Raw genomic sequence first — 22,400 nt, forward strand, 5'->3', positions numbered from 1 at the left:
CGACTCATGCGGCACCTCCAATCGAACCGGCGAGCGCCAGCGCAAAATATTCGGGGGAGTGTTCGAGAACGCCGGCAGGCATCGCGTCGATTGCTTTGTCGAGGCGTGCCTGCACGCGGGCGGCGTTCTCGTCGGGGAATGCCTTGGCCCACAGGCGGTTGCTTGTCCACTCGGCTTGCTTCACGCGCTCGACCTGTGCCGCGATTCCGGCGTCGAATCCGGCCAGGTAAATTGCGCCTGCGTGCGGCGACATCTGGCGGAGTCGATCGAGCCGCAGTGTTCCCGACACGAGGCCCGTCCAGACGGCTTCGAGAGTGTCGTCGATTTCGCGCAAACGGGTCGCGTGGTCGGGTCGATCGGCGCTAGACTGGAGGTGCGTGAACTTGTGAGCGGCCCCAGAGTTTGACGGCTTGGGGCCGTTCCCCTTTTCGTGATGGGTCATGCGGCACCACCGACGTACTGCAGCGACTGACCCCAGCGTTCGAGGCTTGCTGGGTTGATGCGGATGAGTCGCGGCCCGAAGCGTCGGGCGTCGAGTGTTCCGTCTGAGATGCGGCGCCTAATCGTCTTTTCGCTCATTCCGTACTGCATGGCTGCGTTTCGGATCGTCGGCCAGGTTTCGGCAGTGGTGTTCATCGCGTTCCCCTTTATTCGGAAACGGACACAGCTCCGCCAAGAGGGGGCGCAAACTTGTGTCCGTGGTGGAGCCCGTAGGACGGGCGTACAAGAGCGCCACCTCGCTGGTGGCTGTTGGTGCGCGGCGACGTGTCCCGGTTCCACTTCGGGGCGTGCGTCGTCGTGCGGTTGTCCGCTAAACGCGGGTCATGCCTGCCGACAAGCGGGCATAAAAAAAGCCCGGACGGGATTACCGTTCGGGCTCAACTCACGCGGGGTGAGTGGTCAGTGCTGCGTCATCGCAGGAAGTCGTGGTCGACTCGAGGGCATAGAAAAACCCCCGGCGTCAAGCTCGGGGGTTGGGTCTAGCTGAGGGCACAGATGTACTGCGTAGTCCAAGTATGCCCTACTACGTCCGTCAGTGCAAGTCGGCACGACAAAACGAAAGAGCCTCCGCTCGGAAGGCTCTTCGCTCTGGTGCCCGTCTGGACGCACTAGTAGAGCACGCCACTAGTTTAGCACGCCGTGGCGTGTCCCGTCTAAATGTGTCGGCTCATCTCGCGTTCAGTGACGAGCCGATCCCATGCACGCCCAATCACTGCTGTCTCTCGACCGCTTGTCCGCCACTCCGACACGACGGGGCGCGAGTCCTCGAACCAGGAAACGATCGAGACATCAAAGAATGCGGACACCAACTCAAGCTCGTGGAGCGTGAATCGCTTCCGGCCGGCCCACAAGTCGCGGGCGCGTTGCGTGGAGATTTCCAGCATCTCCCTCAGCACGGTCGAGTTAGCGATGTCCCAACAAACAAAACACGCGCGGATGTTCAGGTTCACGTTCTTGAGTCGGGCGTCAGCCTCGGGGTTGTCGATAGTGTTGTTCATGGCCTTGGTTCCTTTCGTGGGTCTTGGCCGGCCCTCGCCGCGCTGCTATCGCGTCGGGGGCGTTCCTCTTGCTGAGGTCTATTGAGCGCCGCTGCTATCCAGCGCGGCCATCCTTCGCGCGAGCTCGAAGTCGCGGCCAGCGGTGTGCTGGTAACGCATCGCAGCCGAGACAGTCGAGTGCCCGAGCCGTGCCTGCAGTTCCTTCAGCGTTGCGCCCGCGAGCGCCGCTCTCGTCGCCCCGAAGTGGCGCAGTGCGTGCCAGGGCATATCGGGCCGTCCAGCCGCCTTGCGCGCAGGGTAGAAGTGCTTGACGAGCGAAGACTGCGGGAGGTGGCTGATGCCGTCAGTAGCAGGGAACAGCAGAGCGTCAGGGGAGGGGTCGACGTGCTCTCGCATGTGCGCCTCGAGGGCAGGTGCAATGTGCGGCGGCACAGGCACGACTCGCACGCCGGCTGCGCTCTTGGGCTGCCCCACGCTGTAACCCTCACCAGTGACCTGAGTGACAGCACGTTCGATGTTGATGAGAGTGAGGTGACCGGCGGCATCGTCCACGGTGCGCACATCCTTGCGGCGTAGTTCCGTGAGTTCCCCGTACCGTGCCCCTACCCACGCGGCTAGGAGCACCGCGGCCCTCAGCCGGTCGGGCATCGCTTCCGTGATCGCGGCAAGCTCCGTCGCGGTGGGGGGTTCGACCTTGCGGCCAGTGCTCGAGTTCTGAGCGCCCCGAATGATGCATGGGTTCGCGGTCAGTCGCCCATCTGTCACCGCAGTGGACATCATCGACTTGAGCAATGAGTAGGCGCGCGCTGCGAGCGTCTTGCGGCCCGACTTCACAAGTCCCGCGTACCAAGCGCGAACCGACTCGGGCGTGATCGCTGACATGCGCTGCGGAGCCAGGGGCGCAAGGGCAGTGTCGAGCAGGCGCAGATACTCCACTCGAGTCCGGTCGCGGAGGGGTTCGCCGTTGCGGTTCGTGCGGGTCTCGATCCAAGTGCGTCCGTAGGCGTCGAGCGTGTCGGTCGCGGGCTTCGCTGGGGTCGGTCTGCGGGCTGCGTGAGCCTGCCATTGACCGGATGCCAACTCCGCCTGTCGGGCCGCAAGCCAGGCTCTCGCGTCGGTCACCCCGGCGAATGTAGAAGGGGCGGTGTAACGCTGTCCGTCATGCCCCATGTAGCTGGCCTGGAAGCGCCCCGAGGGGAGCTTGCGGACGGCCCCGAAGGACTCACGCCTCTTACGCTTCGTCGCCATGCTTCGCCCCCCGTCGTGCAATACCCGTGCAATATCTAGTGTCTAGTGCTGTCCATTTGCGGACAACAGTGACTCTAGCGGGTAGGAGTGCTATCCGGCATGGATAGGCGCAAATCGGGCTGAAATGCTGAGCGGATGAGGCATCCACACAGTATCGTAAATACTGGTTCGAACCCAGTATCGCCCACCAGCAGAACCCCCGGCATGCCGGGGGTTCTTTGCGTTCGGTGCGCCGGGCTGAGCACGGCGGGGTACGAGCGACGCCTACGATAGATGAGTGACCACCGGATTCGATCTCTTCACCGACCGTGCCATCGTCGCTATGCGCGTCGACGGCGAGCTGCAGGACCTCGCCCGCGAGGTGACCGAGACGCAGACGGTCGAGCCCGTCACGATCGACAGCCCGGACGGACTCGACATCCTCCGTCACTCCGCCGCGCACGTGCTCGCGCAGGCGGTGCAGCGCGTGAACCCCGAGGCGAAGCTCGGCATCGGCCCGCCCATCCAGGACGGCTTCTACTACGACTTCGACCTGAGCGAGCCGTTCTCCAGCGATGACATGAAGTCGCTCGAGAAGGAGATGCAGCGCATCGTCAAGGCGGGACAGCGCTTCGTGCGCCGGGCCGTGACCGACGACGAGGCGCGCACCGAGCTCGCGGACGAGCCGTACAAGCTCGAGCTCATCGGGCTGAAGGGCGGCGCGGCCAGTGCCGCGGAGGGCGCCTCGGTCGAGGTGGGGGCGGGCGAGCTCACCATCTACGACAACGTCGACCCGAAGACGGGCGAGGTGCAGTGGAAGGATCTCTGCCGCGGCCCGCACCTGCCCTCCACGCGGCAGATCGGCAACGGGTTCGCGCTCACGCGCGTTGCCGGGGCCTACTGGCGCGGCAAGACCGACCGGCCGCAGCTGCAGCGCATCTACGGCACCGCCTGGCCGACCAAGGACGAGCTGCGCGCCCACCAGGAGCGGTTGGAGGAGGCCGCGAAGCGCGACCACCGCAAGCTCGGTCGCGAGCTCGACCTGTTCTCGTTCCCGGAGGAGATCGGCTCCGGCCTCTCGGTCTGGCACCCGCGCGGCGCGATCGCCCGCGGCGAGATGGAGCAGCACGCCCGCAAGCGCCACATCGAGCAGGGCTACAGCTACGTCTACACCCCGCACATCACGAAGCAGGATCTCTTCGCGACCTCCGGTCACCTCGAGACCTATGCCGACGGCATCTGGCCGCCCATCCACATGGACGAGGAGCGCGACGAGGCGGGCAACGTCACCAAGCAGGGCGTCGACTACTACCTCAAGCCGATGAACTGCCCGATGCACATCCTCGTCTACAAGGATCGCTCTCGCAGCTACCGCGACCTGCCGCTGCGGCTGGCCGAGAACGGCACCGTCTACCGCAACGAGCTCTCCGGCGCGCTGCACGGCCTCACGCGTGTGCGCGGCTTCACGCAGGACGACGCCCACCTGTTCGTCACGCCCGAGCAGCTCGAGGAGGAGACCACCAAGGTCCTCGAGTTCGTGCTGTCGCTGCTGGGCGACTTCGGTCTCACCGACTTCCGTCTCGAGCTCTCGATGCGCGACGACGAGAAGGGGAAGTGGATCGGCGACGAGGCAATCTGGGAGACGGCGACGGATGCGCTGCGGCGCGTCGCCAAGAGCTCCGGGCTCGAGGTCGTGGAGGAGCCGGGCGAAGCGGCGTTCTACGGGCCGAAGATCGACCTCAAGGTCACCGACGCCATCGGTCGCTCGTGGCAGCTCTCGACCGTGCAGCTCGACTTCAACCTGCCGGAGCGCTTCGATCTGGAGTTCACCTCCTCGGACGGCTCGAAGCAGCGACCGATCATGATCCACCGCGCGCTGTTCGGCTCGATCGAGCGCTTCTTCGCCATCCTGCTCGAGCACTACGCGGGCGCCTTCCCGGTCTGGCTCGCGCCCGTGCAGGTCGTCGGCGTGCCCGTCGCCGAGGACTTCGCCGACTACCTGGAAGAGATCGCCGGCAGGCTGCGTGCCAAGGGCGTGCGCGTGGAGGTCGACCGCTCCGACGAGCGCATGCAGAAGAAGATCCGCAGCCACACGCTCCAGAAGGTGCCCTTCCAGCTCATCGCCGGCGCCAAGGACCAGGAGGCGGGCAGCGTCTCGTTCCGGTTCCGTGACGGCACGCAGGACAACGGCGTGCCCGTCGACGAGGCGATCGCGCGCATCCTGGAGGCCATCGAGACGAAGGCGCACGTGTGAGCGACGACCAGCCCCGTCACCTCGACGAGCCTGCCGAGCGCGCGGCCGTGCACCGCGACACGCTGCCCCAGTTCGAGCCGGCTCCCGCGCAGGAGCCGCCGCTCGTGGCGGAGCACGCGTGGGGCGCGCCGACGCAGATGTCGAGCGAGCTGGCGGGGGTGCCCGACCACTTCCAGCGCCTCTGGACGCCCTACCGGATGGTCTACATCCAGCAGGGTCAGATGCCCGACGAGCACGCCTGCCCCTTCTGCCGCGCGCCCGAGCTGCGCGACGACCAGGGGCTCATCGTCGCGCGCGGCGAGACGTGCTTCGTGCTGCTGAACCTCTACCCGTACAACACCGGCCACATGATGGTCTGCCCTTACCGCCACGTGGGCATGTACGACCAGGCCACCACCGACGAGGTCGCCGAGATGGCCGTGCTCACGCAGACCGCCATGCGCGTGCTGTCGCAGGTGACGCGCTGCCAGGGCTTCAACATCGGCATGAACCAGGGCCGCATCGCCGGCGCCGGCATCGCCGACCACCTCCACCAGCACATCGTTCCGCGATGGAGCCTGGACTCGAACTTCTTCCCGATCATCGCGAAGACGAAGGCGCTGCCCATCCTGCTGGAGGACATGCGCCAGGACATCCAAGCCGCTTGGCCAGCCTGAACCGCCAGCCATCAACCCCCACGAAAGCCAGATCATGACTGAATCCACCACCGGCTCCGCACGCGTCAAGCGGGGTCTCGCCGAGATGCTGAAGGGCGGCGTCATCATGGATGTCGTCACGCCCGAGCAGGCGCGCATCGCCGAGGACGCCGGGGCGGTCGCCGTGATGGCGCTTGAGCGCGTGCCGGCCGACATCCGCGCGCAGGGCGGCGTCGCCCGCATGTCCGACCCGGATCTGATCGACGCGATCAAGGCCGAGGTCTCCATCCCCGTCATGGCCAAGGCGCGCATCGGCCACTTCGTCGAGGCGCAGGTGCTCGAGGCGCTCGAGGTCGACTACATCGACGAGTCCGAGGTGCTGAGCCCGGCCGACTACGTCAACCACATCGACAAGTGGCCCTTCACGGTGCCGTTCGTCTGCGGTGCGACGAACCTGGGTGAGGCGCTCCGCCGCATCACCGAGGGCGCGGCCATGATCCGCTCGAAGGGCGAGGCCGGCACCGGCGACGTCTCCGAGGCCACCAAGCACATCCGCACGATCAAGGGCGAGATCCGTCGGCTGCAGACGCTGTCGAAGGACGAGCTGTACGTGGCCGCCAAGGAGCTGCAGGCGCCCTACGAGCTCGTCGCCGAGGTGGCGGAGCGCGGCGCCCTGCCCGTGGTGCTCTTCACCGCCGGCGGCGTCGCGACGCCCGCCGACGCGGCACTCATGATGCAGCTGGGCGCCGACGGCGTGTTCGTCGGCTCCGGCATCTTCAAGTCGGGCGAGCCCGAGCGCCGCGCGGCGGCGATCGTCAAGGCGACCGCGGCATTCGAGGACCCGAAGGCGATCGCTGATGCCTCCAGAGGCCTCGGCGAGGCGATGGTCGGCATCAACGTGGCCGACCTCGCCGCGCCGCACCGGCTCGCAGAGCGCGGCTGGTAGGGGTGGCGGACCGACGCGGCGTCAGCCGCGTCGGCGTCCTCGCGCTGCAGGGCGACGTGCGCGAGCACGTCGCCGTGCTCGCGTCGCTGGGCGCCGACGTGTCGCTCGTGCGCACGCCCGCCCAGCTCGCCGAGGTCGAGGGGCTCGTGCTCCCCGGTGGCGAGTCGAGCGTGATCGACAAGCTCGCCAGGCTCTTCGACCTGCGCGAGCCGATCGTGGCGCGCATCGGATCGGGCATGCCCGTCTACGGCACCTGCGCCGGCCTCATCATGCTCGCCGATCGGATCCTGGACGGCCTGCCGACGCAGCTGCCGTTCGGCGGTCTCGACGTCGATGTGCGACGCAACGCCTTCGGCAGCCAGGTCGATTCCTTCGAGGCCGAGCTGGACGTGCCGGTGCTGGGTGCCCCGCCCGTGCACGCGACCTTCATCCGCGCACCCGCGGTCGAGCGCATCGGCGACGGCGTGCAGGTGCTCGCGCGCGTCGACGACCGGGTGGTCGCGGTCGAGCAGGGCGCCCTGCTGGCGACCGCCTTCCACCCGGAGGTCGACGGCGAGGTGCGGTTCCACCGCCGGTTCCTCGACCACGTCACCGGCCGGCGAGCATGACCGTCGACCGCGTCGCGCGGCGCACGCGATGACGGCCCTCGGTCGCGTCCCGTGGCAGGCCATGTGGATCTCGCTCGCCGTCATCTGGGGCTCCTCGTTCCTGCTCATGAAGGTCGGCCTCGAGGCGCTGCACCCGATGCAGATCGCGACGCTGCGCATCGGCATCGCCGCCGTCACCCTCGTGCTGCTCGCGGTCGCGACGCGGGCGAGGCTGCCGAAGGATCTGACCACCTGGGGGCTGCTCGCCGTGTGCTCGCTGTTCCTGACCGCGCTGCCGTTCACGGCGTTCGTGGTCGCCGAGACGCGCGTGTCCTCCGCCGCGGCCGGGCTCGGCAACGCCATCACGCCCGTCGCGACCGTGCTGTTCGCGCTCCTGCTGCTGCCCAGCGACCGTCTCACCACGCGCAAGCTGCTGGCCGTGCTGCTCGGGCTCGCGGGTGTCGTGCTCATCGCCCAGCCCTGGACGACCGAGTCGGGGCCCGACCTCGTCGGCTTCGGCATCGCGGTGCTGGGCGGCGCCTCCTACGGGGTGGGCTGGACGCTCAACCGGCGCCTGCTCGCGCACCGCGAGGTGCCCGGTCTCGCGCATCCGACCGCGCTCATGATCCTGGGCTTCCCGATGGCGCTGCTCGCGCTGCTCGGCTGGAGCGCCGTCGAGGGATGGTCGCCGGTCGGCGTGCACGGCGATGCGGATGCGCTGCCGCTGGCGCTGTCGGCGGTGATCGCCCTCGGCTCGATCGGCACGGGGATCGCCTACATCCTGCAGTTCGAGGTCGTGCGCGCCGTCGGCCCGACGGTCTCCGCCACGGTCACCTACCTGATCCCCGTGGTCGCGGTCACGCTCGGCGTCGTGGTGCTGGGGGAGCAGCTCGGGCTCTGGCAGGTGGTGGGCGCCGCGGTCGTCATCGGCGCGGGCATCCTCGTGGGGCAGCGGCCCAAGCCGAAGCTGGCCGCGCCCGCCTGATCCCGGGCCTGGTTGCATCAGCCTGGTTGAATCGGCACGTGCAGCTCTACTCCAGCCGACCCCTTCGCGCGACCTGGCAGGCGACCGGCGACCTGGTCTCGATCGCCACCGTCGTCATCGCCGTCTGGATCGCGCAGCAGGTGCGCGACGCGATCGCCGCGCTCGGCGCCCTCGGCACGCAGATCGAGGATGCCGGCAGCGGCTTCTCGACCACGATGACGGATGCGGGCGACGCGCTCGCGCAGGTGCCGCTCATCGGCGACGGCGTGGCCCAACCCTTCCGGGACGCCGCTGGGCCCGCCGACGACCTGGCCGCGGCCGGGTCGAGCCTGCGCAGCGGCATCGAGACGCTCGCCGGCACCGTGGGCACCGCGCTGTGGCTGCTGCCGCTGCTGCTCGTACTGGTGGTCTGGTGGTGGCCGCGGCTGCGCTTCGTCCTGCGCGCGCGCTCGACCCGACAGCTGGCGCGGTCGCGCGAGGGGCGGGACCTGCTGGCGCTGCGCGCGCTCGTCGCCCAGCCCGCGGCGCGCGTGCTGGCAGCGGCGCCCGACCCCGTCGCGGCGCTCCGCAGCGCCGATGCGCGATCGCTGGAGGCGCTCGCCGCGCTGGAGCTGCGCGCGGGCGGCGTGCGTCCCTGACCGTCGTCGGCTCCAGCGCGGATAAGATGGGGCGACCCCGACCCGCGATCAGGAAGCACCATGTCCGGACACTCCAAGTGGGCGACCACGAAGCACAAGAAGGCCGTGATCGACGCCCGCCGTGCCAAGTCGTTCGCGAAGCTCATCAAGACCATCGAGGTCGCCGCGAAGATCGGCGGCGCCGACCTGAGCGGCAACCCGACGCTCGTGGACGCCGTGCAGAAGGCGAAGAAGACGAGCGTTCCCAACGACAACATCGACCGCGCCATCAAGCGCGGCGCGGGACTCACGGGCGAGTCGATCGACTACGCCACGATCCTCTACGAGGGCTACGCCGCGAGCGGTGTGGCGCTCATGATCGAGTGCCTCACCGACAACCGGAACCGCGCGGCTGCCGAGGTCCGCACGGCCATGACCCGCAACGGCGGGGCGATGGCCGATCCCGGCTCGGTCGCCTACAACTTCAACCGCAAGGGCGTCGTCTCCGTCACCAAGACCGACGGCGTGACCGAGGATGACATCCTGCTCGCGGTGCTCGACGCCGGCGCCGAGGAGGTCACCGATCAGGGCGGCGGCTTCGAGATCCTCTCGGAGGCGACCGACCTCGTCGCGGTGCGCACCGCGCTGCAGGATGCCGGGATCGACTACGACTCGGCGGATGTCGAGTTCGTGCCGAACCTCAAGGTCGAGGTCGACGCCGAGACCGCGCGGAAGATCTTCCGCCTCATCGACGCGCTGGAGGACAGCGACGACGTGCAGAACGTCTACGCCAACGTCGACATCACGCCCGAGGTGCAGGCGCAGCTCGACGAGGACGACGAGTAGCGCCTGTGCCGGGGTCGGTGCGCGTGCTCGGCGTCGACCCGGGCCTCACGCGCTGCGGCGTTGGCGTCATCGACGTCGTGCAGCGCACCCCGAGCCTGGTGCACGTGGAGGTGCTGCGCTCGGTCGCTGACGAGCCGATCGAGCAGCGGCTGCTGCGCATCGGCAGGGGCGTGGAAGCGGCGATCGACGCGCATCGTCCCGACGCGATCGCCCTCGAGCAGGTCTTCGCCCAGGCGAACCTGCGCAGCGTCATGGGTGTCGCGCAGATCTCCGGCATCGTGCTGCGGGCAGCGGCCGAGCGCGAGATCCCGATCGCGTTGCTCACGCCCACGCAGGTCAAGGCGGCGGTGACGGGCTACGGCGCCGCCGACAAGCGCCAGGTCGGCGAGATGGTCCGTCGGCTGCTGCGGCTGGAGGCTGCGCCGAAGCCGGCGGATGCCGCGGATGCGCTGGCGATCGCGATCGCCGAGGGCTGGCGTCCGCAACCGGTGGCGCGAGGCGCCGGTGCGATCACGCCCGCCCAGCGAGCGTGGGCTGCGGCCGAGGCGAGTGCGCGCTCTGGCCGTGCTCGCCGCTGAGCGGCCCCGGCGCTACTGCTGCGAGCGGCGGTGGCCGGCGCGCCAGAGCAGCGCGGGGATCGCGGAGGCGATGAAGAGCATGATGAGACCGACGGAGAACATGATGAGCTCCAGGCCGGGCGTGTCGAACGCGTAGCCCATGACGAGCAGGCCGCCGACGAAGAGGACCATCGCCAGGACGAAGGTCAGCACGGTGGTGACGTTCATGGTGCTCCGTTTCGCAGTGCAGGGGTGTCGGTACCCACCGTATCGTGCGGGCGCCGCCTAGGCTGACGTGGTGATCTCCAGGCTCGACGGCACCGTCCTCTCCGCCCGCGGGCAGCGCCTCGTCGTCGGCATCGGCGGCATCGGCTACGCCGTGGCGGTCACGCCGCAGAGCTCGCTGACCGCGGCCGTCGGGCGCGAGGTCTCGCTGCACACGCACCTGGTCGTCCGCGAGGACGAGCTCTCGCTCTACGGCTTCGAGACCGAGGCCGAGCTCGAGGCGTTCGAGCTGCTCATCGGCGTGTCGGGCGTCGGCCCGAAGTCGGCACTCGGCGTGCTCGCGCACCTGTCGCCGGACGATCTCGCGCGTGCGATCGAGGAGCAGGACGAGCGCGCCTTCAAAGCGGTCAGCGGCATCGGCCCCAAGACGGCGAAGCTCCTGATCCTGCAGCTGCAGGGCAAGCTCGCCGCGCCCGCCGCCCGCGCGACCGCCAAGGGCTCGGATGCGCGCGCCGACGTGCTCACGGCGCTGACCGGGCTCGGCTGGCCGGAGCGCACCGCGGCCGACGCCATCGAGCGCGCGGCGGTCGCCGCGCCGGATGCGGTCGGCACGACCGGCGCGCTGCTGCGTGCAGCCCTGGCGATCCTGGGGCCGGGAGCACGATCGTGACCGACCCGATCGTCGACCCGGACGCGACCCCGGACGAGCTCGCGTTCGAGGGGGCGCTGCGCCCGACCACGCTGCAGGAGTTCGTCGGCCAGCCAAAGGTCAAGGGGCAGCTCGAGGTGCTGCTGCACGCCGCTCGGCTGCAGGACCGCGCGCCCGACCACATCCTGCTCGCCGGGCCGCCAGGGCTCGGCAAGACGACGCTCGCGACGATCATCGGCGCGGAGACCGGCCGACCCATCCGCTACTCGTCCGGTCCCGCGATCCAGCACGCCGGCGATCTGGCCGCCGTGCTCTCGGCGCTCGTGCCCGGCGAGGTGCTCTTCATCGACGAGATCCACCGCATGTCGCGCGCCGCCGAGGAGATGCTCTACCTCGCGATGGAGGACTTCCGCATCGACATCATGGTGGGCAAGGGCGCGGGCGCCGCGTCGATCCCGCTGGAGCTCGCACCCTTCACGCTCGTCGGGGCGACGACGCGCTCGGGCATGCTGCCGGCCCCCCTGCGCGATCGCTTCGGCTTCACCGCCCACCTGGAGTTCTACGAGACGAGCGACCTGGAGCGCGTGCTCGCGCGCTCGTCACGGCTGATGGATCTCGGCATCGAGCCGGCGGCGCTCGCCGAGCTCGCGGGCCGCTCGCGCGGCACCCCCAGGATCGCCAACCGACTGCTGCGACGCGTGCGCGACTGGCTGCTCGTGCACGCCGGGTCGAGCGATCTGGACGGCGTGCGCGCGGCGCTCGAGCTCTACGACGTCGATGCCGCGGGCCTCGACCGCATCGACCGTGCCGTGCTGCACGCGATCGCGCATCGCTTCGGCGGGGGACCGGTCGGGCTCTCTACGCTCGCCGCCGCGGTCGGCGAGGAGGCCGACACCATCGAGTCGGTGGTCGAGCCGTTCCTGGTGCGGGAGGGCCTCATCGGGCGCACGCCGCGCGGCAGGGTCGCCACACCGAGCGGGATGCGCCACGTGCACGCCGACACGGCACGGGGCAACGGGGAAGCGACGCTCGACGGGGTATGATGGGGGTTTGGTCCTGTGCGCAGACGCGACGGGACGAACCACCCCCGAGAGGCCCCTTCAGACGATGCTGTTCCTGCAGACGACCGCCACCGCCCAGCAAGGGTTCACGTTCGACCCGCTCACCGCGATCATGCTGGTCGTCCTCGCGGCGATGATCTTCTTCATGTTCCGCAGCAACAAGAAGCGCAAGGCGCAGGCTGCCGAGCTGCAGGACCAGATGGTCCCCGGCGCCGAGATCATGACGAACTTCGGCCTGTTCGGCGAGCTGCGCGAGATCGACGAGGAGCGCAACGAGGCGCTCATCGAGATCGCGCCGGGCACCATCGTGCGCGTGCACCGCCAGACGCTGGCGCGCGTGGTCGAGGACGAGCCCGCGCTCGCCGACGACGCTGCAGACGCTGCCGACGACGCTGGCGAGGCCGGCGAGCCTCGCGACCGCGCCTGATCCGTGGCCAAGGCTCGAACCCGGGGCGCTCGCGCCCTCATCTGGCTGGTCGTGCTCATCGCCGGCCTGATCGGCGTCAACTTCTCGGCCGTGCAGTGGGCCGGCGGATCGTGGACGCCGCAGCTCGCCCTCGACCTCGAGGGCGGCACGCAGATCGTGCTGGAGCCCCGGCTCGCTGAGGGCGACTCCATCTCGCAGGAGCAGCTCGACCAGGCCGTGGCGATCATCCGCCAGCGCGTCGACGCATCCGGCATCTCGGAGACCGAGATCACCACGCAGGGCGGGCGCAACATCGTCGTGGCCCTGCCCGGCGAGCCCGATGCCGCGACGATGCAGCGCATCCAGGCGAGCGCCAAGATGGAGTTCCGCCCGGTACTCGCCTCCGCGCAGGCGAACGCTCCCGGCTCCACGCCGGAGCCGACGGAACCGGCCGCAGAGGAGTCGACTGAGGAGTCGACCACCGAGCCCACCGATCCGTGGGACCAGGCGTGGGTCACGCCGGAGGTCCTTGCCGATTTCGATGCACTCCAGTGCGCCGACGTCGACGCGACCGAGGTCGCCGACCCGGAGCAGCCGTTCCTCACCTGCTCGACCGACGGCACGGCGAGGTTCATCCTCGGGCCGGTCGCCGTCGACGGCTCGAGCATCGCGGACGCACAGGTCTCCGCTGCCGTCAACTCGCAGGGTCAGGCGACCGGCGGCTGGGCAGTGAACCTGGAGCTCAAGGGCGAGGGACCTGCCGACTTCGAAGCCACCACGCGTGCCATCACCGGATTGCCGGAGCCGACGAACCAGTTCGCAGTCGTGCTGGACGCGTCGGTGCTGATGCCGATCACCTCGAACGCCATCATCACCGACGGCAACGCGCAGATCACCGGCGGCTTCACGCAGGAGGGCGCGCAGTCGCTCGCCGACCAGCTGCGCTTCGGTGCGCTGCCGGTGAGCTTCCAGGTGCAGTCGAACGAGACCATCTCACCCACGCTCGGCGCGAGCCAGCTGCAGGCGGGCCTCATCGCAGGCCTCATCGGTCTGCTGCTCGTGGTCGCATACTCGGTGCTGCAGTACCGCGCGCTCGGCGTGGTGGTCGTCTTCTCGCTCCTCATCGCCGCGGTGCTGAGCTACCTCGTGGTGACCTTCCTCTCCAGCACCGAGGGCTACCGCCTGTCGCTCGCGGGCATCGCGGGTCTCGTGATCGCGATCGGCATCACCGCCGACTCGTTCATCGTGTACTTCGAGCGGATCCGAGACGAGCTTCGTGAGGGCAAGCACCTCTCGAGTGCGCTGGAGACCGGCTGGAAGCGCGCGTTCCGCACCATCCTGATCTCGGACGCGGTGAGCTTCCTCGCCGCCGTGATCCTGTTCCTCCTGTCGGTGGGCAACGTGCGCGGCTTCGCCTACACGCTCGGCATCACGACCTTCATCGACGTGGTCGTCGTCGCGCTGTTCACGCATCCGCTGCTCAGGCTGCTCTCACGCACCCGGTTCTTCTCCTCCGGCCACCGGCTCTCGGGCCTGAATCCGGACGAGCTCGGGGCCGTCTACCGGGGCCGTGCGAGGTTCCGCGAGCCCGTCGCCGCCGGCAAGGGTGGGAAGTCGGTCAAGGAGGCGCAGCGGCGCCAGACCATCGCGGAACGCAAGGCCGCAGCCGCGACGACGGGCAAGGAGTCCTGATGGCATCGCTCACCACCATCGGCAATCAGCTCTACACCGGAGAGCGCTCGATCCCGATCGTGCCGAAGCGCAAGCTGTGGTTCACGGTCGTCGCGGCCGTGCTGATCGTGCTGGCGCTCGGCACCATCGTGCGCGGAGGCTTCACCTTCGGCATCGAGTTCACCGGCGGCAGCGAGTTCCGGGTCACGGGCCTCGAGTCGGCGTCCACGGAGGGCGTGCCGGAGACGATCGACGGCATCGTGCCCGACAGCGCCGTGCGCGTCGCGACGCTCGGCACCGACACCGTGCGCGTGCAGACCGACGAGGTCACCCAGGAGCAGGCCGCGGAGATCCGCGGCGCCCTGGCCGAGCAGTACGGCGTCGAGACCGGCGACGTGGCGTTCTCGTTCATCGGCCCGTCCTGGGGCCAGGACATCTCGCGGCAGGCGCTCATCGCGCTCGTGGTGTTCCTCGCGGTCGTCTCGATGGTGCTGGCGATCTACTTCCGCACCTGGAAGATGTCGCTCGCCGCGCTCTCGTCGCTCGCCTTCGACCTGCTGGTGACCGCCGGCATCTACGGCGTCATCGGCTTCGAGGTGACGCCCGCGGCGGTGATCGGATTCCTGACGATCCTCGGCTACTCGCTGTACGACACCGTCGTGGTGTTCGACAAGGTGCGCGAGAACACCGCACCCGGCTCCAGCGGCACGATGCTCGGCCAGATCAACCTCGCCGTCAACCAGACCCTGGTGCGCTCCATCAACACCTCGATCGTCGCCTCGCTGCCGATCGCGTCGATCCTGTTCATCGGGGCGCTCGCGCTCGGCGCCGGCACGCTCCGCGACATCGCGCTGGCGCTGTTCATCGGCACGATCGTCGGCACCTGGTCGTCGATGTTCGTCGCCGCGCCTGTCTATGCTCAGCTGAGGCAGAACGACGAGATCGGTGCCGAGCAGGTCAAGGTCAAGCGCGACCAGGGGGCCGTGGTCTGAGCCGGTAGGGGAGCGACAGCATGAGCGAGGTGCAGCCCAGCGGAGGCTTCCGCACGCTGCTGCCGTTCCTGTTCTCGCGCTCGCACCGCGCGGGCGCCATCGACGAGCTCATCCGCTCGGTCAAGGCGCAGCACCCGAAGGCCGACACCGGGCTGATCCAGCGCGCCTACATCGTCGCCGAGGAGGCGCACCGCGGGCAGTACCGCAAGTCGGGCGAGCCGTACATCACCCATCCGGTCGCGGTCGCGCAGATCCTGGCCGATCTCGGCATCGGGGCGATCACGGTGGCGGCGGCGCTACTGCACGACACGGTGGAGGATACGACCTACACGCTCGAGCAGTGCCGCGCCGACTTCGGGGATGAGATCGCCATGCTGGTCGACGGCGTCACCAAGCTCGACAAGCTGAAGTACGGCCAGAGCGCGCAGGCCGAGACGGTCCGCAAGATGGTCGTGGCGATGTCGAAGGACATCCGCGTGCTCGTGATCAAGCTCGCCGACCGCCTGCACAATGCGCGCACCTGGGGCTTCGTCTCCGACGACTCCGCGCAGCGCAAGGCGCGGGAGACGATGGAGATCTACGCCCCGCTCGCGCACAGGCTCGGCATCCAGACCATCAAGGTCGAGCTCGAGGACCTCTCGTTCGCGGTGCTGCAGCCGAAGGTCTACCTCGAGATCAAGAACCTGGTGGATGCTCGCGCGCCCGAGCGCGAGCGCTACCTCGACGAGGTCGTTGCGGCGCTGAGCGAGGACATGCGGGCGGGCAAGATCCGTGGCCGCATCGCAGGCAGGCCGAAGCAGTACTACTCGATCTACACGAAGATGCAGGTGCGCGGCCACGACTTCGCCGACATCTACGACCTCGTCGGCGTGCGCGTGATCGTCGCGTCGGTGCGCGACTGCTACGCGGTGCTGGGCGCGATCCATGCGCGCTGGCAGCCGATGCCCGGCAGGCTCAAGGACTACATCGCCACGCCGAAGTTCAACCTGTACCAGTCCTTGCACACGACCGTGATCGGTCCTCGCGGGCACCACGTCGAGGTGCAGATCCGCACCGAGGAGATGCATCGTCGCGCCGAGTTCGGCGTCGCGGCGCACTGGAAGTACAAGCAGGGCACCGCGGGCGGCGGCGAGGTGTCGTCGACCGACATGGCGTGGCTCCAGCACATCAACGACTGGCAGGAGGAGACGACCGACCCGGGCGAGTTCCTCGACTCGCTGCGGTTCGAGATCGGCGCGAAGGAGCTCTACGTCTTCACGCCGAAGGGCAAGGTCATCGGGCTGCCCGCGGGCGCCACCCCGATCGACTTCGCCTACGCCGTGCACACCGAGGTCGGGCACCGCACGATGGGCGGCAAGGTCAACGGCAGGCTCGTGCCGCTCGACACCAAGCTCACCACCGGCGACATCGTCGAGGTGCTGACGTCGAAGAACCCGGATGCCGGCCCCAGCCAGGATTGGCTGTCGTTCGTCACCTCTGCCCGCGCACGCAGCAAGATCCGCCAGTGGTTCCAGCGCGAGCGGCGCGACGAGGCCGTCGAGGTCGGCAAGGAGGCGATCGCGAAGGCGATGCGCCGCCACGACCTGCCGCTGCAGAAGCTGATGGGGCGGGATGCCTTCGCGCAGGTCGCCGCGCAGCTCAAGTACGACGACGTCACCAGCCTCTACGCGGCGGTGGGCGAGGGCCACGTCTCGACGCAGTCGGTGCTCGAGAAGGTCGTCGCCTACATCCGTGCCGAGGAGGGCTCCACCGACGACGAGCCCGCGCGCGTCCTCGCGCCCACGCGTGCGCCGCGCCCGCCGTCGAGCACCTCCGGCGTGCTCGTGCGCGGCGCCGACGACATCCTGGTGAAGCTCTCGAAGTGCTGCACGCCGGTGCCCGGCGACGACATCGTCGGCTTCGTCACCCGCGGTCAGGGCGTCAGCGTCCATCAGCGCAGCTGCCCGAACGTGCAGGGCCTGCTCGCCGAGCCGGAGCGCATGATCGAGGTCGAGTGGGGCACGGGGTCGCAGGGCCTGTTCCTGGTCAACATCCAGGTCGAGGCGCTCGACCGAGCCGCGCTGCTGAGCGACATCACGCGCGTGCTGAGCGAGCACCACGTCAACATCCTGTCGGCGAGCGTCACCACCGGCACCGACCGCCTCGCGATCAGCCGCTTCTCGTTCGAGATGGGCGATGTCACGCACCTGGACAGCGTGCTGAACGCCGTGCGACGCATCGAAGGCGTCTACGACGTCTACCGCATCACCACCGGCTGACGCAGCACGGCCGGTCCGGCGGGGTGAACCCCCGCGAACCGGCCGTGCCTGCCTCCTCGCCGCGAAGGCGCGGTGGATCAGCCTGCGGCGGCGACGACCTGCAGCCAGGAGCGCTTGGTCTCCAGCTCGGTCTCGATCTCCGACTTGCGCTTCGCGTCGGTGGTCGCGGCGAGCTCGGCCTCGAGCTTCTCGATGGCCTCCTCGAGCTGCCCGGCGACGCCCTCCGAGCGCGCCTTGCGCTCGGGGTTGTTGCTCTTCCAGTGCTGCTCGTCGAGCTCGCGCACGTGCGTCTCGATCTTGCGCATCCGGTCCTCGACGTCGCGCAGCGACGCACGCGGCACGCGTCCGATCTCGTCCCAGCGCTGCTGGATGCGGATCAGGGCGTCGCGCGCGGCGGTGCGGTCCCGCATCTCCAGGATGGGTGCTGCCTCGTCGAGCAGCGCCTGCTTCTTCACGAGGTTCTCGGCGAACTCCTCGTCGTCGACGGCAGCCTGCTCGGCCTTCGCCTGGAACAGCACGTCGCCGGCGTCCTTGAACTGCGCCCAGAGCGCGTCATCGACCTTGCGACCCGCGCGTCCGGCTGCCTTCCACTGGTCGAGCAGCGTGCGATAGGCCGGGATGCCGTCGACGCCCTTGGGCGCGAGCGCCTGCGCCTGCTCGACGAGCGCCTGCTTGCGGGCGCGCACATCCTTGTTGGAGGCGTCGAGCTCGGCGAAGAACTTGCGGCGAGCGGTCTCGAGCGTGCTGCGCGCATCGCGAAAGCGCTTCCAGAGCGCGTCCGCCTGCTGCTTCGGCACGCGGGGGCCGTCCTTCTGCAGGCGCTGCCAGTCGGCGAAGAGCACGTCGACCTTCTGCATCATCTGCTTCCACTGCACGTCGGAGAGGTCGCCGGCGGCCAGCCGCTCGATCGACTCGACGACGACCGTGCGCTCGGCGACCGCGGCCTCCACCTCGGCCTTGCTCGCGGCCTGCTGCTGCTGCTCGAGCTCACCCAGCTCGCCGCGGAGGGCGTCGAGGCGACCGAGCAGCGAGGCGATGTCGCCGACGGCATTCGCACTGCGCACGTTCTTGTGCAGGTGGCTCGCGGCCTTGGCGACGTCCTTGGCGTTCGCGCCGCCGCGCACCCGCTGCTCGAGCAGGCGCACCTGGCCCTCGAGGTCGGCGAACTTGCGCTCGAAGTAGGCGAGCGCCTCCTCGGGGGTCGCGTCGGGGAACTGACCGACCACGCGCCAGTCGTCGCCGTCCTGCACGGCCACGGTGCCGGCGGCATCGACGCGGCCAACGCCGCGCTCGATCACGTGCTCGCCCATCGTGGGGCCGCTCGGCGCCGCGGCGGCGTCAGCCTCAGCTGCGGGCGTCTCGTCCGGGCTCGCCTCGTCTGCTGCCGGGGTCTCGTCCGGGCTCGCCTCATCTGCTGCGGGCTGCGCGTCGTCTGCTGCGGGCTGTGCGTCGTCGCTGGCCTCGGCGGCGCCGGGCGCGACATCCTCGACGACGTCGGGCGCGACATCCTCAGTGGCGCTGTGCTGCGCGTCGGGGTCGGTGGGCTGGATGGGCTCAGGCATGACGGAGTCTCTCGTACGAGGGAACGGGCAGGACGAGCGTACCGCGACCAAGCCGCCGCAGGGGCCACGCACGGCCCCCGCAGCACCGTCCTACTGCAGGACGAAGTCGTCGATCGTCACGGGCTCGGTCGGCGCACCGTCGGGCGCGTCATCCACGGTGCCCTTGGCGATGACCTGCTCCTGCAGCTGGTCGAGCCCGGAGGTCACCTGACCGATCACCGAGTAGCCGCCGGCGGCGTCCGCGGGGATCGTGGTGTCGCCGTAGACGAGGAAGAACTGGTGGCCGTTGGAGTCGGCGTCGCCGCCGGCGCGAGCCATCGCGATCGTGCCCTCGGGGTACACGTCGTCGGCGGGCGCGTTCTCGATCGGGCCGTACTGGTACGACGGGTCGCCGGCTCCCGTGCCGTCGACGGAGCCGCACTGCAGCACGCTGAAGCCCTCGCTGGTCGTGAGGCGGTGGCAGGTCTTGCCGTCGTAGTAGTCGACGAGCGTGTCGTTGAGCACGGCCGCGACCGCCTGCGGCGCGGCTGCACCGTCGAGCTCGACGCCGAGCTCCACGCCGTTGATCGTCAGCGTGCCCGTCCACGTGCGATCCTCGGCGAGCGAGGGATCGGGCACGGTGGACTCGGTGTCGTCGGGAGCTGCCGACTCGCTCGCGGTCGGCGCCGCGGTCGCGGCGGGGTCGACAGGATCGGCTGCGGGCTGCACGAGCGCGATGATCCCGATGCCGCCGAGCAGCACGACGCCGGCGAGCAGCGCTCCGATGATCGAATCGCGCGTCTGGCGACGCTTCCTGCGCTCGTGCACCGTCTGCCGTGCGCGATAGTCGCGCACGCGGCGCTCCTGCTCCTGCTTCGTGACCACACGTACTCCTCGTAGGACCTGCCGCACTGCCTCAGGGACGTCCCAGGTGCGACCGTCGATCAGGCTACCGGCTCGGCTGAGCACCGCCGTCTGCGACCGACCGCGTCAGCGGCCGCACCTAGCATGGAGGTATGGCCAGGGGGACGACAGCGCCGCTCGCGGTGCGCATGCGCCCGACGGGCCTCGACGAGGTCGTCGGCCAACGGCACCTGCTCGGTCCCGGCTCGCCGCTGCGACGGCTCGCCGCGCCCGGTGAGGGAGCGAGCGGTCAGAGCGTGATCCTCTGGGGGCCGCCCGGCACCGGCAAGACGACGCTCGCGCAGTCGATCGCCCACACCTCCGACCGCAGGTTCGTCGAGCTGAGCGCTGTCACCGCCGGCGTGAAGGACGTGCGCCAGGTGATGGAGGACTCGCTCAACCAGCGCGACCTCTTCGGCCAGTCGACCGTGCTCTTCCTCGACGAGATCCACCGCTTCTCCAAGGCACAGCAGGATGCGCTGCTGCCGGGCGTCGAGCAGGGGTGGGTCACGCTCATCGCCGCGACCACGGAGAACCCGTCGTTCAGCGTCGTCAGCCCGCTGCTGTCCCGCTCGCTGCTGCTCACCCTGGAGCCGCTCGAGGATCACGACATCGCCTCGCTCGTCGACCGCGCGATCGCCGACCCGCGAGGCTTCGGCGCAGCGATCGTGCTCGACGACGACGCGAAGGCGCAGCTCATCCGGCTCTCGTCCGGCGATGCGCGGCGTGCGCTCACCGCACTCGAAGCCGCGGGGGCGCATGCGCTGCAAGCGGCGGAGGCTGCGGGGGAGTCGGACGGACCGGCGACCGTCACCGCCGAGGCGCTGGCGAGCGCCGTCGACCGAGCGCTGCTGCGCTACGACCGGCAGGGCGACGAGCACTACGACGTGATCTCGGCCTTCATCAAGTCGGTGCGCGGCTCCGATCCGGATGCCGCGCTGCACTACTTGGCGCGCATGATCGAGGCCGGAGAGGATCCGCGCTTCATCGCCAGGCGCATCATCGTGCTCGCGAGCGAGGACATCGGCATGGCTGATCCGCAGGGACTCGTGATCGCGACCGCCGCCGCCACCGCGGTGCAGATGATCGGCATGCCGGAAGGTCGCATCCCCCTGGCCGAGGCCACCGTCTATCTCGCCACCGCGCCGAAGTCGAACCGCGCCTACCTGGGCATCGACGCGGCGATCGCCGACGTGCGCGCGGGGGACTTCGGCCGCGTGCCCAAGCATCTGCGCGACGGGCACTACCCGGGCGCGAAGCGCCTCGGGCACGGTAAGGGCTACCGATACGCCCACGACGCGCCGCACGGCGTCGCCGCGCAGCAGTACCTCCCCGATCCGCTCATCGGCCGGCGCTACTACGATGCCGGTCAGCACGGCTTCGAGCGCGAGCTCGCCGCGAGGCTGGAGCGCATCCGCGCGATCCTCGGCGGCGACCGCTGATCTGGTAGGCTCTTCCACGGCCTTGCAGGCACTGCCCTGCTGTTTCTGGCCCGCAACCCTCCTTACGTCGCGGCATTCCGCCGTGACAGCCGCTCGCGCGGCAGCGAATCAGCGAAGGAAGTCATGTCCACGAAGTCCCGTTCCCGTTCGAAGGTGCGCCTGTCGCGCGCCCTCGGCGTCGCCCTCACCCCGAAGGCGGCCCGTTACCTCGAGAAGCGTCCCTATGGCCCCGGCCAGCACGGCCGCACCAAGCGCAAGGCCGACAGCGACTACGCCGTCCGTCTGCGCGAGAAGCAGCGTCTGCGGGCCCAGTACGGGCTCCGCGAGGCGCAGCTGCGCATCGTCTTCAACGAGGCTCGCCGCCAGCGCGGCCTGACCGGTGAGAACCTGGTCGAGCTGCTCGAGATGCGTCTCGACGCGCTCGTGCTGCGCGCCGGCTTCGCCCGCACCACCTCGCAGGCTCGCCAGCTCGTGGTGCACCGCCACATCATGGTCGACGGCCAGCGCGTCGACCGCCCGTCCTTCCGCGTGAAGGAGGGTCAGACGATCCACGTGCACGAGCGCAGCGAGGGCATGGAGCCCTTCCAGGTCGCAGCAGCCGGCGGTCACGCCCAGGTGCTGCCTCCGGTGCCGCCGTACCTCGACGTGCAGCTCGACCGCCTGCAGGCGCGCCTCGTGCGTCGCCCGAAGCGCGCCGAGGTGCCGGTCGTCGCCGACGTGCAGCTCGTCGTCGAGTACTACGCCGCTCGCTGATCCCGCGATCGAGGAGAGGGGTCGCCCAGGTGGCGGCCCCTCTTCGTCGTTACACTTGGGCTTCGCCCCGTTGCCGATCCGGTTCGGGGCAAGCGACACACGAGGGGAACCCGCTGTGAAGAAAGTCCTGCTCCTGGCCGTCGGCGTCGTGATCGGCGTCCTTGCCGCTCGTCGCATCGAGGAGACCGAGAAGGGCAAGGCGTTCCTCGATGGCGTCGACGACCGCTCCCGTGAGTTCACCGATGCCGTCAAGGATGGCTACCAGTCTCGCGACCGCGAGCTGCGAGGCGAGTGACACCACCCGATTCGAACCCGGGCGCGACGCGCCCGGGTTCGTCAGGCCCCG

Annotated in this window: 24 protein-coding genes; 17 read left to right on the forward strand and 7 right to left on the reverse strand. The window is 69.6% G+C overall.

Features of this window, described 5'->3' with window-relative positions:
- Nucleotides 1-4 precede the first annotated feature (4 nt).
- The 4 genes from ABG090_RS06025 to ABG090_RS06040 form a co-directional block, all read right to left on the reverse strand.
- Nucleotides 5-442, reverse strand: coding sequence for a hypothetical protein (locus tag ABG090_RS06025; protein WP_347757324.1), 438 nt, complete (start codon nt 440-442; stop codon nt 5-7).
- On the reverse strand, nt 439-636 hold the full coding sequence (locus tag ABG090_RS06030) for a helix-turn-helix domain-containing protein (RefSeq protein WP_347757326.1): 198 nt from the start codon (nt 634-636) through the stop codon (nt 439-441). Before ABG090_RS06030 ends, ABG090_RS06025 begins: the two co-directional genes overlap by 4 nt.
- Before the next feature lie 518 nt (nt 637-1,154).
- Nucleotides 1,155-1,499, reverse strand: coding sequence for a hypothetical protein (locus ABG090_RS06035; protein ID WP_347757328.1), 345 nt, complete (start codon nt 1,497-1,499; stop codon nt 1,155-1,157).
- 78 nt (nt 1,500-1,577) lie between these two features.
- Complete coding sequence (locus ABG090_RS06040) at nt 1,578-2,621, reverse strand: site-specific integrase (RefSeq protein WP_347757330.1); 1,044 nt, start codon at nt 2,619-2,621, stop codon at nt 1,578-1,580.
- 448 nt (nt 2,622-3,069) lie between these two features.
- Here ABG090_RS06040 and thrS point away from each other — a divergent pair, with 448 nt between their 5' ends.
- The 8 genes from thrS to ruvC all read left to right on the forward strand — a co-directional run bounded on the left by thrS (nt 3,070) and on the right by ruvC (nt 10,174).
- Entirely contained in the window at nt 3,070-4,980 is a 1,911-nt protein-coding gene (gene thrS / locus ABG090_RS06045) for a threonine--tRNA ligase (RefSeq protein ID WP_347757515.1), read from the forward strand.
- Between the two features lie 137 nt (nt 4,981-5,117).
- Complete coding sequence (locus ABG090_RS06050) at nt 5,118-5,636, forward strand: HIT domain-containing protein (RefSeq protein WP_347757517.1); 519 nt, start codon at nt 5,118-5,120, stop codon at nt 5,634-5,636.
- Nucleotides 5,637-5,670: 34 nt separating this feature from the next.
- Nucleotides 5,671-6,561: a pyridoxal 5'-phosphate synthase lyase subunit PdxS gene (pdxS, locus tag ABG090_RS06055; RefSeq protein WP_347757332.1), complete on the forward strand. Its 891-nt coding sequence runs from the start codon at nt 5,671-5,673 to the stop codon at nt 6,559-6,561.
- A gap of 2 nt (nt 6,562-6,563) precedes the next feature.
- Nucleotides 6,564-7,169, forward strand: a complete 606-nt coding sequence (pdxT, locus tag ABG090_RS06060) for a pyridoxal 5'-phosphate synthase glutaminase subunit PdxT (protein ID WP_347757334.1) — start codon at nt 6,564-6,566, stop codon at nt 7,167-7,169.
- 28 nt (nt 7,170-7,197) lie between these two features.
- A complete protein-coding gene (locus ABG090_RS06065; protein WP_347757336.1) occupies nt 7,198-8,133 on the forward strand; it encodes a DMT family transporter in 936 nt (311 codons plus the stop codon).
- Between the two features lie 38 nt (nt 8,134-8,171).
- Nucleotides 8,172-8,771: a hypothetical protein gene (locus tag ABG090_RS06070; RefSeq protein ID WP_347757338.1), complete on the forward strand. Its 600-nt coding sequence runs from the start codon at nt 8,172-8,174 to the stop codon at nt 8,769-8,771.
- A gap of 60 nt (nt 8,772-8,831) precedes the next feature.
- Nucleotides 8,832-9,596: a YebC/PmpR family DNA-binding transcriptional regulator gene (locus ABG090_RS06075; RefSeq protein ID WP_347757340.1), complete on the forward strand. Its 765-nt coding sequence runs from the start codon at nt 8,832-8,834 to the stop codon at nt 9,594-9,596.
- Between the two features lie 5 nt (nt 9,597-9,601).
- Nucleotides 9,602-10,174, forward strand: a complete 573-nt coding sequence (gene ruvC, locus ABG090_RS06080) for a crossover junction endodeoxyribonuclease RuvC (protein WP_347757342.1) — start codon at nt 9,602-9,604, stop codon at nt 10,172-10,174.
- A 12-nt stretch (nt 10,175-10,186) separates the two neighbouring features.
- Here the strand turns inward: ruvC and ABG090_RS06085 are convergent, their stop codons facing one another.
- Nucleotides 10,187-10,381, reverse strand: coding sequence for a hypothetical protein (locus ABG090_RS06085; RefSeq protein WP_347757344.1), 195 nt, complete (start codon nt 10,379-10,381; stop codon nt 10,187-10,189).
- A gap of 70 nt (nt 10,382-10,451) precedes the next feature.
- On the opposite strand from ABG090_RS06085, the gene ruvA reads away from it, so the two are divergent.
- The 6 genes from ruvA (at nt 10,452) to ABG090_RS06115 (ending at nt 17,415) form a co-directional block, all read left to right on the forward strand.
- Entirely contained in the window at nt 10,452-11,048 is a 597-nt protein-coding gene (ruvA, locus tag ABG090_RS06090) for a Holliday junction branch migration protein RuvA (RefSeq protein ID WP_347757346.1), read from the forward strand.
- The gene (gene ruvB / locus ABG090_RS06095) at nt 11,045-12,070 is read left to right on the forward strand and encodes a Holliday junction branch migration DNA helicase RuvB (RefSeq protein WP_347757348.1); all 1,026 of its coding nucleotides are present in this window, start codon (nt 11,045-11,047) and stop codon (nt 12,068-12,070) included. Before ruvA ends, ruvB begins: the two co-directional genes overlap by 4 nt.
- Before the next feature lie 64 nt (nt 12,071-12,134).
- Entirely contained in the window at nt 12,135-12,515 is a 381-nt protein-coding gene (locus ABG090_RS06100) for a preprotein translocase subunit YajC (RefSeq protein ID WP_347757350.1), read from the forward strand.
- 3 nt (nt 12,516-12,518) lie between these two features.
- Nucleotides 12,519-14,186 (forward strand): protein translocase subunit SecD, encoded by a 1,668-nt coding sequence (gene secD / locus ABG090_RS06105; protein WP_347757352.1) that lies wholly within the window; start codon nt 12,519-12,521, stop codon nt 14,184-14,186.
- Entirely contained in the window at nt 14,186-15,157 is a 972-nt protein-coding gene (secF, locus tag ABG090_RS06110; protein ID WP_347757354.1) for a protein translocase subunit SecF, read from the forward strand. Before secD ends, secF begins: the two co-directional genes overlap by 1 nt.
- Nucleotides 15,158-15,177: 20 nt before the next feature.
- Nucleotides 15,178-17,415 carry a bifunctional (p)ppGpp synthetase/guanosine-3',5'-bis(diphosphate) 3'-pyrophosphohydrolase gene (locus ABG090_RS06115; RefSeq protein WP_347757356.1) on the forward strand — a complete coding sequence of 746 codons (2,238 nt, stop codon included), beginning with the start codon at nt 15,178-15,180 and terminating at the stop codon, nt 17,413-17,415.
- A 77-nt stretch (nt 17,416-17,492) separates the two neighbouring features.
- Here the strand turns inward: ABG090_RS06115 and ABG090_RS06120 are convergent, their stop codons facing one another.
- Nucleotides 17,493-18,977, reverse strand: a complete 1,485-nt coding sequence (locus ABG090_RS06120) for a DUF349 domain-containing protein (protein WP_347757358.1) — start codon at nt 18,975-18,977, stop codon at nt 17,493-17,495.
- Between the two features lie 90 nt (nt 18,978-19,067).
- Nucleotides 19,068-19,841 (reverse strand): peptidylprolyl isomerase, encoded by a 774-nt coding sequence (locus ABG090_RS06125; protein ID WP_347757360.1) that lies wholly within the window; start codon nt 19,839-19,841, stop codon nt 19,068-19,070.
- 131 nt (nt 19,842-19,972) lie between these two features.
- On the opposite strand from ABG090_RS06125, the gene ABG090_RS06130 reads away from it, so the two are divergent.
- The 3 genes from ABG090_RS06130 to ABG090_RS06140 all read left to right on the forward strand — a co-directional run bounded on the left by ABG090_RS06130 (nt 19,973) and on the right by ABG090_RS06140 (nt 22,349).
- Complete coding sequence (locus tag ABG090_RS06130) at nt 19,973-21,301, forward strand: replication-associated recombination protein A (protein WP_347757362.1); 1,329 nt, start codon at nt 19,973-19,975, stop codon at nt 21,299-21,301.
- A gap of 123 nt (nt 21,302-21,424) precedes the next feature.
- On the forward strand, nt 21,425-22,054 hold the full coding sequence (gene rpsD / locus ABG090_RS06135; protein ID WP_092919596.1) for a 30S ribosomal protein S4: 630 nt from the start codon (nt 21,425-21,427) through the stop codon (nt 22,052-22,054).
- Between the two features lie 115 nt (nt 22,055-22,169).
- Nucleotides 22,170-22,349, forward strand: a complete 180-nt coding sequence (locus tag ABG090_RS06140) for a hypothetical protein (protein ID WP_347757364.1) — start codon at nt 22,170-22,172, stop codon at nt 22,347-22,349.
- Nucleotides 22,350-22,400 lie beyond the last annotated feature (51 nt).

It is taken from the genome of Agrococcus sp. ProA11 (assembly GCF_039880525.1).
Taxonomy (GTDB): Bacteria; Actinomycetota; Actinomycetes; order Actinomycetales; family Microbacteriaceae; genus Agrococcus; species Agrococcus chionoecetis.